Genomic DNA, 11,861 nt, shown 5'->3' on the forward strand with positions numbered 1-11,861 from the left:
AATTTGGGCCACGTATATTGGCACGTCGTTCCCGCGCAGGCGGAAACCCAAGTTATGCGAGCAGCCCGTAGCCCCCTCAAAACACCGGGTTCTCCACCCTCTGCTCCAGCGCCAGCGTATCCCGCACCTTCACCGCCTCCATCACCACCGTCAAATTCTGCGGATACGAAAACCCGGCCCCCGTATACCGGTCCACCAGGTGCCCCACCCCCGCAGTGACCACCACGTTCCCGATCACCCCCGCCACATCGGCGCGCGAGCCAAACTGTTCCTGCGCCACGACCGCGCCGTCCTTCTTGCAGCTCACGCTCAAAGGCTTGGTACTGCGCGTCACCGTCACCCGCCCCGGCGCCACGACGAACCAGCGTCCCATGTCGTTCGACAGGATGCACCCCACCCCGCCCACCTCGCGGTAGTCGAGCACGGCGTGCAGTTCGAGCTGCTGTTGGGGGGAATCGGACACGGTGGCGCAGCCGCCCAGGAGGAGCGGCAAGGCCAGGACAAACGGGGAAAGACGCGACATGGAACCCACCAGGAAATGCTTCATGCCACCTTTAACGGCAGGCACACGCACATGCTGAAGGGCTGGGCGCTATTCGGCGGGCGCCAGCGCGAAACGCGGCACGGCCACGCCGTCGACATGGACGGTTTCGAAGAATGCGTCGCGGGGACGCACCCACACCGCGCCGTCCTGGCCGCGGTACACCATCACGGGCGTATGGTCTGCTTCCATGAGGGCTTCGCAGACCAGCTCGTAGATGCCGCCCTTGTAGTGGCGGTATTGCAAGCTTACGCCTTGGCGTCGGCCAGGGCCTTCTGCTTCTTCTTGAGGCCCTGGATGACCTTGAGTACGCCTTCCATGCCCGCAGCTTCGTCGAGCTCGCTGAACGCGTCGAGCACTTCGTTGAGCACGCGGTTGCGCACGCTGGCTTCGTCCTGCGTCACGGCAGGCTTGAGCTCAGGGTCCTTGGCGAACTTCGATGTTGCTTCGGCGGCCGTCTTGGCGCCGTGCGTCAGGGCTGCCTGCCAGATCACCCAGCGCCGCTGGGTTTCATAGACAAGGTATTCCTCGGGCTTGTCTTCGCGGCGGCGTACGATATGGCCTTCGCGCTGGGCCCACGCTTCGAATGCATTGCGCATTTCAGTCCTTTGTAAATCGGCGTTCGGGTTCATCTGCTATCGAAAAAACAATCTTCGGAGTGTACCACTTTGCACTTGGCCAACATGCTCGCACGATACAGCTGAGCGTGTGGGCTTCCGAACATCTGACAGTCTGTAAATGGTACAAGCTAAGTTGCCTCAACGCAACTAGTATATTCCCGCATGGAAAGAGTGTTACATGCCGCTAGTTTAATTCTTTTGCGAACACTTTCACAGTCCGTACCGTAGAAAAATGCAAGCTTGTTTAGTATTCTATTAAGTTATTCTAGCATAGCCAATTATTTGCTACACAATGTTGTAGGTCCATTGGCAACAATTGCTGCAGGAATTGCATCAAAACAACTGTCGATTACATCGGGATTATTCTGCGAGCATATTTAACAGGTAAATACGGCGCTGAAGCGGCGCTGTCCGCATCCCGCGTGAACGGTTATCATGCGCTTCTCGCAACATGAAGTCCGATCATTAATGAACATCGCAACGTGGAATGTGAATTCGCTGAAGGTCCGCCTGGCCCACCTGCTCACCTGGCTGGAGGCCAATCCGGTCGACGTGCTTTGCATCCAGGAAACCAAGCTCACCGACGATAAATTCCCGGTCGCGGAACTCAACGCGGCCGGCTACCAGGTCGCCTTTTCCGGGCAAAAGACGTATAACGGCGTGGCGATCCTGTCGAAGCATCCGATCGAGGATGTCCAGAAAAACAACCCGCATTTCGAGGACGAGCAGCAGCGCCTGATTGCCGCCACCATCAATGGCATGCGCATCATTTGCGCGTATGTGGTCAACGGGCAGGAAATCGGCAGCGAGAAATTCGCCTATAAAATGGCGTGGCTGGCGGGGCTACAGGAATGGGTCGCCGAAGAAATGCGCGCCCACCCGCAACTGGCCGTGCTGGGCGACTACAACATCGCCCCGGAAGCGCGCGACGTGCACGATCCGGCCGAGTGGGAAAACCACATCCACTTCACGCCGCCCGAGCGCGAGGCGCTGGCCAGGTTCATGGGCCTGGGACTGTCGGACGCGTTCCGCCTGTTCGAGCAGCCCGAGAAGCAGTACAGCTGGTGGGACTACCGCCAGATGGCCTTCCGCCGCAACCGTGGCCTGCGCATCGACCACATCCTGTTGTCGGAGGCACTGGCAAAACGCTGCACGGCCTGCAGCATCGACCGCGAGACCCGCAAGTGGGAACAGCCGTCGGATCACGCGCCGGTCATTGCGACCCTGGAATGACCGTAGGTTCAATCACCAGTAGCCGCGCCGTATCGCAAGCCGGCAGCGGCCGCGCGAACAAGTACCCCTGCGCGAACTGGCAGCCGTAGCTCCCCAGCAGCGCGTACTGCCCTTCGGTCTCCACGCCCTCCGCCACCACCGACAGCTGCAGGCTGTTCGCCAGCGCCATCACGGCCGCGACGATGGCGCGGTCTTCCGCGCTGGCCTCGAGTTCGCGCACGAAGGCGCGGTCGATCTTGATCTTCCTGACCGGGAAGCGCTTCAGGTAAGCCAGGCTCGAATAGCCGGTGCCGAAGTCGTCAATCGACAGCCGCATGCCCATCCCGTTAATCTGGCGCAGGATCTCGAGCGTCTGGCCGCCATGCTGCATCAGCGCGGTCTCGGTGATCTCGAATTCCACCAGCGCCGGGTCGATGCCGGTCTCGCCGACGATACGGCGCATCGATTCCACCAGGCCGTCGTGCATGAACTGGCGCGCCGACAGGTTGATCGCCAGCGGCACCGCGGCCAGCCCCTGGGCCTGCCACGCCACGCTCTGCTCGCATGCGCTGCGGATCACCCATTCGCCCACCGGCACGATCGTCCCGTTCTCTTCCAGGATCGGGATGAATTCGTCCGGGCCGACCAGGCGGCCCCCTGCCCTGCGCCAGCGCAGCAGCACCTCGAGCGCATGCAGGCGGCGCGTGGCGGTGTCGATGATCGGCTGGTAGTGCAGCTCGAATTCGTCGCGCCCCAGGGCCCCGCGCAGGTTCGACTCCAGCTCGAAGCGGCGCGCCGCGGCCTGGTTCATGCGCTGGTCGAAGAACTGGTAGTTGTTGCGGCCCGCCGCCTTGGCATGGTACATCGCGGCGTCGGCGTGGCGCATCAGGGTCTCGACGTCGTCGCCGTCGTCCGGGCACAGGCAGATGCCGATCGACGGCGAAATGTGCAGACTGTGGCCTTCGAACGGGAACGGCGTGGCCAGCGCCTCGATGATCTTGTCGCCGACCAGCGCGCACTCCGCCGCCCCGCCGGCGTCCGGCAGCAGCACCACGAATTCGTCGCCGCCCAGGCGCGCCACGGTATCGCTGTCGCGCACCGCCGCGCACAGGCGCTTGGCCACTTCGCGCAGCAAGTGGTCCCCGGTGGCGTGGCCGAGCGAATCGTTGATGGTCTTGAAGCGGTCGAGGTCGAGGAACATCACCGCCAGCGTGCGCCCGCTGCGCTGGGCGGCGCGCAGGGCGCAGTCGAGCCGGTCGGACAGCAGCACGCGGTTGGGCAGTCCGGTCAGGCTGTCGTGGTAGGCCATGTGGTGGGCGCGCGCCTCGGCCTGGCGCCGCTCGTTGATTTCTTCCTGCAGCAGCGCGTTGGCGCCGGCCAGTTCGGCGGTGCGCTCGGCCACGCGGATTTCCAGCTCGTCGCGCGCGCGCCGGATCGCCTCGGCCGCCTCGCGCCGCGCGGTAACGTCGTCCAGCAGCCACACGCTGCGGCCGCTCTTCTCGGCGGCGTCGAACAGGCGTCCCGACAGGCGCACCCAGAAACAGCTGCCGTCGCGCCGCACCATCTGGTATTCGGCGGCGTGCACCTGGCCCTCTTCGAAGCTGCGCGCGGTATCGAGGCGCGCCAGGTGCCACGCCGCTTCGTCCGGATACAGCGTGCGCACCGGCGTGCCGTCCATGCCGCCGGGCGGGCTGCCGAACAGCTCTTCCATCTTGCTGTTGCAATGCAGGGTCAGGCCGTCCTGGACCACCGCGATGCCCAGTACCGCGTTGTCGAGGATGGCGCGGTTTTCCATCAGCGCGTTGCGCAGCTGGATCTCGTCGGCGCGCTCGCGGGTGCGGTCCTCGAACATCCAGATCGTGCCCAGGTCCGGATCGTCCGGATTGAACAGGTAGCCATTGAGCTGGCCCCAGAGGCGGCTGCCGTCCTTGCAGACCATTTCCGTCTCGGCGCGGTAGGGAATCCCGCGCGCCAGCTGCGGATAGGCGCGCTCGCCGAAGTCGATGAAGGACTGGTCGTCCGGATAGACGATGCGGGTGGAGCGGCCCAGCGCCTCACCGTCGCGGTAGCCGAACATGGCCGCGAACGCCGGGTTGTAGCGCTGGATGATGCGGTTGCGGGTAAACATGATGCCGAGGGTGGCGTTGGTCATGATCGCCTGCACCTCGAACAGCGCCTGGCGCGTGTCGGTCACGTCCTCGACGATCCAGATGGTGCCAGCCTCGCGCGCCGCCGGGTCGACCGCGCGCCCGCGCAGGCGCGCCCACATCAGCGAACCGTCGCGGCGCTTGAACGGGTGCTCGCCCTTCTCGAACAGGCCGCCGGAGGCCAGCACCGGATAAGCCTCGGCCACCAGCGCCTGGTAGGCCTGCGCGGTGGTGAAGACGTCGAGGGGAGACAGGTGGCTCAGCTCGGCGTACGAATAATCGAGCATCTCGCAGATGCGGGGATTGCAGGACTTGAACTGGCCCGGCAGGGTGAACACGATGCCGACCGGCGCATTTTCGAGGATCGCGCGCTGCTCGCGCAGTGCGATGCGCAGCATTTTCTGCTCGAGGTCGACGACCCCGGCCGCGTCAGTTTCGGCTGCGAACACTTCTTTGCTGGAGAGTCGGTCCATGGTGGTTCGTGGTTTTGCTCATGGCTGGTTGCCATTTTGCAATCATAAACCACAAATGCCCGATGTTCCAAAACTAACAAGCACGGATGACGGACCGTGTTGTTGCGGCCCGTCAAACGTTGCAACGCTTATTCGGCCACGAAACAATCGCCCGGCACGCGCACCCAGCCCTCCATCAGCACCCGGGCGCTGCGGCTCATGATGGCCTTGGAGACGCTCCATTCGCCATTCGCCAGCACCGCTTCCGCGCCCACGCGCAGGGTGCCGGACGGGTGGCCGAAGCGCACCGCCGTGCGGGCGGCCCCGCCCGCGGCCAGGTTGACCAGGGTGCCCGGGATGGCGGCGGCGGTACCGATCGCCACCGCGGCCGTGCCCATCATCGCGTGGTGCAGCTTGCCCATCGAGAGCGCGCGCACCAGCAGGTCGATGTCGGCCGCTTGCACCGGCTTGCCGCTCGAGGCGACATAGTCGGCCGGCCTGGCCACGAAGGCCACTTTCGGCGTGTGCTGGCGCTTGGCCGCTTCCTCGACGCTGGAGATGAGGCCCATGCGCAGGGCGCCGTGGGCGCGGATGGTCTCGAACATGGCCAGCGCGCGCGGGTCGCCATTGATCGCTTCCTGCAGCTCGGCGCCGGTATAGCCGATGTCTTCGGCATTGACGAAGATGGTGGGGATGCCGGCGTTGATCATGGTCGCCCGCAAGCTGCCCACACCCGGGACTTCCAGTGTATCGACCAGGCTCCCAGTCGGGAACATCGCGCCGCCGGCGCCCTCTTCCTCGGCCGCCGGGTCGAGGAATTCGAGCTGCACTTCGGCGGCCGGGAAGGTCACGCCATCGAGTTCGAAGTCGCCGGTTTCCTGGACTTCGCCGTTCGTCACCGGAACGTGGGCGATGATGGTCTTGCCGATGTTGGCTTGCCAGATGCGCACGGTGGCCATGCCGTCCTGCGGGACGCGCCCGGGGTCGAGCAGGCCGCTCGCGATGGCAAACGAGCCGACGGCCGAGGACAGGTTGCCGCAGTTGCCGCTCCAGTCCACGAAGGGCTTGTCGATCGAGACCTGGCCGAACAGGTAGTCGACGTCGTGGTCTTGCTTGGTGCTCCTGGCGACGATGACGGCCTTGCTGGTGCTGGAAGTGGCGCCGCCCATGCCGTCGATCTGCTTGGCGTAGGGGTCGGGGCTGCCGATCACGCGCAGCAGCAGCGCGTCGCGCGCCGGGCCGGGAACGCGCGCAGCTGCCGGGAGGTCATCGAGGCGGAAGAACACGCCCTTGCTGGTGCCGCCGCGCATATAGGTGGCGGGGATTTTGATTTGGGGGGTGTGTGGCATATAAGATCAATCCGTTCCATCGTTAGCAGACGACGTGCATAGTGCGCGTCAAATAATCGGCGTGCGTAGATAGGCACGCCTGCCTGTCTTACGCGGCAGCTTTCGGTGCCGACGACTCCAGGAAATCCTGCGCGAAGCGCTGCAGCACCCCGCCCGCCTCGTAGATCGCGACTTCTTCCGCGGTATCGAGACGGCAGGTCACCACCACTTCCAGGCGCTCGCCGTTATGACGATGGATCACCAGGGTGAGGTCGGCGCGCGGCGTGCGTTCGCCGTGGACGTCGTAGGTTTCGCTGCCGTCCAGCCGCAGCGTCAGGCGGTTCTCGCCCGGCTTGAATTCCAGCGGCAGCACGCCCATGCCCACCAGGTTGGTGCGGTGGATGCGCTCGAACCCTTCGGCCACGATCGCTTCCACGCCCGCCAGGCGCACGCCCTTGGCCGCCCAGTCGCGCGACGAGCCCTGGCCGTAGTCGGCGCCGGCGATCACGATCAGCGGCTGCTTGCGCTCCATATAGGTCTCGATGGCTTCCCACATACGCGTCACCTGCCCTTCCGGCTCGACGCGCGTTAGCGAACCGGCCCTCACGGTGCCGTCTTCGTTGCGCACCATTTCGTTCTTGAGGGTCGGGTTGGCGAAGGTTGCGCGCTGGGCCGTCAGGTGGTCGCCGCGGTGGGTGGCGTAGGAGTTGAAGTCCTCTTCCGGCAAGCCCATCTTCGCCAGGTATTCGCCGGCGGCGGAATCGAGCATGATGGCGTTCGACGGCGACAGGTGGTCGGTGGTGATGTTGTCGCCCAGGACCGCCAGCGCGCGCATGCCGGCCAGACTACGCTCGCCCGCCAGCGCGCCTTCCCAGTAGGGCGGGCGGCGAATATAGGTGCTCATGGGGCGCCAGTCGTACAGCGGGCTAACCTTGCTGCCGTCGTCGGCCACGCGCGCGAACATCGGCGTGTACACCTTGCGGAACTGCTCCGGCTTGACGCTGGCTTCCACGACTGCATCGATCTCGGCGTCGGTCGGCCACAGGTCGGCCAGGCGGATTTCTTTACCAGCAGCGTCCACGCCCAGCACATCCTTCTCGATATCGAAGCGGATGGTGCCGGCGATCGCATAGGCCACCACCAGCGGCGGCGAAGCCAGGAAGGCCTGCTTGGCGTAGGGGTGGATGCGGCCGTCGAAGTTGCGGTTGCCCGACAGGACGGCGGTGGCGTACAGGTCGCGGTCGATGATCTCCTGCTGGATCACCGGGTCCAGCGCGCCGCTCATGCCGTTGCAGGTGGTGCAGGCAAAGGCGACCACGCCGAAGCCCAGCTGGTCCAGTTCCGGGGTCAAGCCCGCTTCGTCCAGGTACAGGGCGACCGCTTTCGAGCCCGGCGCGAGCGAACTCTTGACCCAGGGTTTGCGCGTGAGGCCCGCGCGGTTGGCGTTACGGGCGATCAGGCCGGCCGCGATCATGTTGCGCGGGTTGTTGGTGTTGGTGCAGCTGGTGATCGCCGCGATGATCACCGCGCCGTCCGGCATCAGGCCCGGCTCGTTTTCCACCACGCCGGAGATGCCGCGCAGCGCCAGTTCCGACGTCGGCACGCGCTTGTGCGGGTTCGACGGGCCGGCGATATTGCGCACCACGCTCGAGAGGTCGAAGCTCAGCGTGCGCTCGTACACGGCGGTGGCGAGGCTGTCGGCCCACAGGCCGGCTTGCTTGGCATACGCTTCCACCAGCTGCACGGTCTCTTCTTCGCGGCCGGTCAGGCGCAGGTACTTGATGGTCTGCTCGTCGATGTAGAACATCGCGGCGGTGGCGCCGAATTCCGGGGCCATGTTGGAGATGGTGGCGCGGTCGCCCAGCGTCAGGCTGGCTGCGCCCGCGCCGTAGAACTCGAGGTAGCTCGACACCACTTTGGAATTGCGCAGGAACTCGGTCAGCGCCAGCACGATGTCGGTGGCGGTGATGCCTGGCTGCGCCTTACCAGTGAGCTCGACGCCGATGATGTCCGGCAGGCGCATCCACGAGGCGCGGCCCAGCATCACGCTTTCCGCTTCCAGGCCACCCACGCCGATGGCGATCACGCCGAGCGCGTCGACCATGGGGGTGTGCGAGTCGGTGCCGACCAGGGTGTCCGGATAGGCCACGCCTTTTTCGGACTGGATCACTGGCGACATGCGCTCCAGGTTGATCTGGTGCAGGATGCCGTTCCCCGGCGGGATCACGTCGACGTTCTGAAAGGCCTTCTTGGTCCACTCGATGAAGTGGAAGCGGTCTTCGTTGCGGCGGTCTTCGATGGCGCGGTTCTTCGCAAAAGCGTCGGGGTCGAAACCGCCGCACTCCACCGCCAGCGAATGGTCGACCACCAGCTGGGTCGGGACCACCGGATTGACCATGGCCGGGTCGCCGCCCTGGGATGCGATGGCGTCGCGCAGGCCGGCCAGGTCGACCAGCGCGGTCTGGCCCAGGATGTCGTGGCAGACCACGCGCGCCGGGAACCACGGGAAATCGAGGTCCTGCCTGCGCTCGATGAGCTGCTTCAGGCTGTCGGTCATGGTGGCCGGATCGCAACGGCGCACCAGGTTCTCGGCCAGTACGCGCGAGGTGTACGGGAGCGTGTCATAGGCGCCAGGCTGGATGGCGTCGACCGCGGAGCGCGTGTCGAAGTAGTCCAGGGTGGTGCCGGGGAGGGGTTTGCGGTGATTGGTGTTCATGATAAGGCTCGATCGCTCGATGGCGCTTGATTGATTAGCTGACCGTAAAACCGTCATCCCGGCGAAGGCCGGGATCCAGGTTTGCGTGCGTAGCGTGCGCACAAAATTGGGTACCGGCCTTCGCCGGTACGACGGGCGACTGTAGCGTGTCGATGTTGAAGCGGTTGGTACGCTGATTGACGCGCTTACTTCCGATCCGAAATCGGCACGAACTGCAGGTCTTCCGGGCCCACATAGTTCGCGCTTGGGCGGATGATCTTGTTGTCGATGCGCTGTTCGATGATGTGCGCGGCCCAGCCGGAGGTGCGCGAGATGACGAACAGCGGGGTGAACATGGCGGTCGGCACGCCCATCATGTGGTAGGACACGGCCGAGAACCAGTCCAGGTTCGGGAACATCTTCTTCACTTCCCACATCACCGACTCCAGGCGCTCGGCGATGTCGAACATCTTCATCGAGCCCGCTTCCTGCGACAGCGTGCGCGCCACTTCCTTGATCACCACGTTGCGCGGGTCGCTGATGGTGTACACCGGGTGGCCAAAGCCGATGACGACTTCCTTGTTGGCCACGCGGTTGCGGATGTCGGCTTCGGCTTCGTCGGCGTTCTCGTAGCGCTTCTGGATGTCCAGCGCCACTTCGTTGGCGCCGCCGTGCTTCGGGCCGCGCAGCGCGCCGATGGCGCCGGTGATGGCCGAGTGGATGTCGGAGCCCGTGCCGGCGATCACGCGCGAAGTGAACGTGGACGCGTTGAACTCGTGTTCCGCGTACAGGATCAGCGAGGTGTGCATCGCCTTGACCCACGATTCGCGCGGCGCTTCGCCGTGCAGCAGGTGCAGGAAGTGGCCGCCGATCGAGTCGTCGTCGGTCTCGACGTCGATGCGCTTGCCGTTATGGCTGAAGTGGTACCAGTACAGCAGCATCGAGCCGAACGATGCCATCAGGCGGTCGGCGATGTCGCGCGCGCCCGGCATGTTGTGGTCGTCCTTCTCGGGCAGCGTGCAGCCCAGCACCGACACGCCGGTGCGCATCACGTCCATCGGGTGGGCGCCGGCCGGCAGCGCTTCGAGTGCGCTCTTCACCGCCTGCGGCAGGCCGCGCAGCGATTTCAGCTTGGCCTTGTAGCCCTTCAGTTCGGCCTGGGTCGGCAGTTTTCCGTGCACCAGCAGGTAGGCGATTTCTTCGAATTCGCTGGTGGTGGCGATGTCGAGGATGTCATAGCCGCGGTAGTGCAAATCGTTGCCGGTCTTGCCGACCGAGCACAGCGCGGTATTGCCGGCGGCGACGCCGGACAGGGCCACCGATTTCTTCGGCTTGAACGCTGGCGTGTCGTTGTTCTGGGTGTTCATGCGAGTGGGTCTCCTGGATTACTTGGCTTTTTTCTGGGCGAACAGCGCGTCGAGCTTTTGCTCGTAGCTGTGGTAATCGATGCGGTCGTACAGTTCGGCGCGGGTCTGCATCGTATCGAGCACGTTCTGCTGGGTGCCGTCGCGGCGGATCGCGTTGTACACGTTTTCGGCCGCCTTGTTCATGGCGCGGAAGGCCGACAGCGGGTACAGCACCAGGCCCACGTTGGCGCTTTTCAGCTCCTCGACCGTGAACAGCGGGGTCGAGCCGAACTCGGTGATGTTGGCCAGCACCGGGACCTTCACGGCGTCGGCAAACTGTTTATACATCTCCAGGCTGGTCATCGCTTCCGGGAAGATCATGTCGGCGCCGGCTTCCACGCAGGCGACGGCGCGCTCGATGGCGGCCTCCAGGCCGTCGACGGCCAGTGCATCGGTGCGGGCCATGATGACGAAGTTGTCGTCCAGGCGCGCGTCCACGGCGGCGCGGACGCGGTCGACCATTTCTTCCTTGCTGACGATTTCCTTGCCGGGGCGATGACCGCAGCGCTTGGCGCCGACCTGGTCTTCGATATGGCAGGCGGCCGCGCCGGCCTTGGACAGCGAGCGCACGGTGCGCGCGACATTGAAGGCCGAGGCGCCGAAGCCGGTGTCGATATCCACCAGCAGCGGCAGGTCGCACACGTCGGTGATGCGGCGCACGTCGACCAGCACGTCGTCCAGGTTCGAGATACCCAGGTCCGGCAGGCCGAGCGAACCGGCGGCGACGCCGCCACCGGACAGGTAGATCGCCTTGAAGCCGGCGCGCTTGGCCAGCAGTGCGTGGTTGGCATTGATCGCGCCCACGACCTGCAGCGGGGATTCTTCCTGGATGGCCTTGCGGAATGCGGCGCCGGCGGAGTAGTGGCTCATGCTTGTCCTTTGATGCGGAGTTTGTGATGGGCTCACACTATGCAAGCAACGTGCCAGTGGCTACACCGGCTGGAAATGCCGGGTTTTCAAGGACTTAGCCGCGGATTGGTTTCCACGAACCACGATTTCCTTGCGCATCTGTTTCAGTTTGTTGCAACGTGAAACATCAAACGAAACATGATACCCTTTTCTGTTACCGAGAGTGCTTGCGTGCTACGGTAATTTGTTCCTTTGTTAGCCCCAAAACGTCGTTCCCGCGAAGGCGCACTGCTGTCCGGAATAATTCTGTTGACCTCTTCATCAGAATAGGCACCCCTGATTTTTGGCGTGCGTCTGCCATTCTCGTCGCCTTCGGACAGCAGCGGCTTCCGCGTCAGGACGTTGGAAAAGGGTGGCGCTGATCAGGCAGAGAAAGTCCCACAGCGAGTTGGTGGCTTGCCTTGAATGGTGCAGCAGAGCCACGAGCAAGTAAGTGATCAGGGCAGTCAGGATCTGGATTCTGACTGCATTTTCCGAGCGGCCCAGGAACGACTTGATCTTCAAATGCTGTTTGATTTACTTAAAGAACAGTTCGATGCCCCAGCGTTCCT

General features: G+C 64.4%; 9 protein-coding genes and 1 pseudogene. 1 reads left to right on the forward strand and 9 read right to left on the reverse strand.

What is annotated here, in order from left to right; all coding sequences use genetic code 11:
* Positions 1 to 76 precede the first annotated feature (76 nt).
* The 3 genes from BM031_RS08835 to BM031_RS08845 all read right to left on the reverse strand — a co-directional run bounded on the left by BM031_RS08835 (position 77) and on the right by BM031_RS08845 (position 1,140).
* Positions 77 to 523, reverse strand: coding sequence for a hypothetical protein (locus BM031_RS08835; protein ID WP_091873958.1), 447 nt, complete (start codon positions 521 to 523; stop codon positions 77 to 79).
* Positions 524 to 592: 69 nt separating this feature from the next.
* Complete coding sequence (locus BM031_RS08840; protein ID WP_091873960.1) at positions 593 to 787, reverse strand: DUF1653 domain-containing protein; 195 nt, start codon at positions 785 to 787, stop codon at positions 593 to 595.
* 2 nt (positions 788 to 789) lie between these two features.
* Positions 790 to 1,140, reverse strand: coding sequence for a phiTE_015 family protein (locus BM031_RS08845; RefSeq protein WP_091873962.1), 351 nt, complete (start codon positions 1,138 to 1,140; stop codon positions 790 to 792).
* Between the two features lie 489 nt (positions 1,141 to 1,629).
* Here BM031_RS08845 and xth point away from each other — a divergent pair, with 489 nt between their 5' ends.
* Positions 1,630 to 2,394, forward strand: a complete 765-nt coding sequence (gene xth / locus BM031_RS08850; RefSeq protein ID WP_091873963.1) for an exodeoxyribonuclease III — start codon at positions 1,630 to 1,632, stop codon at positions 2,392 to 2,394.
* Here the strand turns inward: xth and BM031_RS08855 are convergent.
* From BM031_RS08855 to BM031_RS25875, 6 genes and pseudogenes are all read right to left on the reverse strand, one after another.
* A complete protein-coding gene (locus BM031_RS08855) occupies positions 2,375 to 4,993 on the reverse strand; it encodes a bifunctional diguanylate cyclase/phosphodiesterase (protein WP_091873965.1) in 2,619 nt (872 codons plus the stop codon). The two genes, xth and BM031_RS08855, sit on opposite strands and share 20 nt — an antisense overlap.
* A 128-nt stretch (positions 4,994 to 5,121) precedes the next feature.
* Positions 5,122 to 6,321 carry a 2-methylaconitate cis-trans isomerase PrpF gene (gene prpF, locus BM031_RS08860; protein WP_091873966.1) on the reverse strand — a complete coding sequence of 400 codons (1,200 nt, stop codon included), beginning with the start codon at positions 6,319 to 6,321 and terminating at the stop codon, positions 5,122 to 5,124.
* An 88-nt stretch (positions 6,322 to 6,409) separates the two neighbouring features.
* Entirely contained in the window at positions 6,410 to 9,016 is a 2,607-nt protein-coding gene (gene acnD, locus BM031_RS08865; protein WP_091873968.1) for a Fe/S-dependent 2-methylisocitrate dehydratase AcnD, read from the reverse strand.
* Between the two features lie 185 nt (positions 9,017 to 9,201).
* Positions 9,202 to 10,362 (reverse strand): bifunctional 2-methylcitrate synthase/citrate synthase, encoded by a 1,161-nt coding sequence (prpC, locus tag BM031_RS08870; RefSeq protein ID WP_091873969.1) that lies wholly within the window; start codon positions 10,360 to 10,362, stop codon positions 9,202 to 9,204.
* An 18-nt stretch (positions 10,363 to 10,380) separates the two neighbouring features.
* Positions 10,381 to 11,271, reverse strand: a complete 891-nt coding sequence (prpB, locus tag BM031_RS08875) for a methylisocitrate lyase (protein ID WP_091873971.1) — start codon at positions 11,269 to 11,271, stop codon at positions 10,381 to 10,383.
* A gap of 455 nt (positions 11,272 to 11,726) precedes the next feature.
* Positions 11,727 to 11,861: pseudogene (locus BM031_RS25875) on the reverse strand (transposase); the annotation flags it as partial.

This window comes from Massilia yuzhufengensis (assembly GCF_900112225.1).
GTDB classification, from domain to species: Bacteria; Pseudomonadota; Gammaproteobacteria; order Burkholderiales; family Burkholderiaceae_D; genus Telluria; species Telluria yuzhufengensis.

What these genes read in the sequence shown, in the direction of transcription:
- BM031_RS08835 (WP_091873958.1), bottom strand. Translation starts at nt 523, where the DNA reads ATGTCGCGTCTTTCCCCGTTTGTCCTGGCCTTGCCGCTCCTCCTGGGC.
- BM031_RS08845 (WP_091873962.1), bottom strand. Translation starts at nt 1,140, where the DNA reads ATGCGCAATGCATTCGAAGCGTGGGCCCAGCGCGAAGGCCATATCGTA.
- xth (WP_091873963.1), top strand. Translation starts at nt 1,630, where the DNA reads ATGAACATCGCAACGTGGAATGTGAATTCGCTGAAGGTCCGCCTGGCC.
- BM031_RS08855 (WP_091873965.1), bottom strand. Translation starts at nt 4,993, where the DNA reads ATGGACCGACTCTCCAGCAAAGAAGTGTTCGCAGCCGAAACTGACGCG.
- prpF (WP_091873966.1), bottom strand. Translation starts at nt 6,321, where the DNA reads ATGCCACACACCCCCCAAATCAAAATCCCCGCCACCTATATGCGCGGC.
- acnD (WP_091873968.1), bottom strand. Translation starts at nt 9,016, where the DNA reads ATGAACACCAATCACCGCAAACCCCTCCCCGGCACCACCCTGGACTAC.
- prpC (WP_091873969.1), bottom strand. Translation starts at nt 10,362, where the DNA reads ATGAACACCCAGAACAACGACACGCCAGCGTTCAAGCCGAAGAAATCG.
- prpB (WP_091873971.1), bottom strand. Translation starts at nt 11,271, where the DNA reads ATGAGCCACTACTCCGCCGGCGCCGCATTCCGCAAGGCCATCCAGGAA.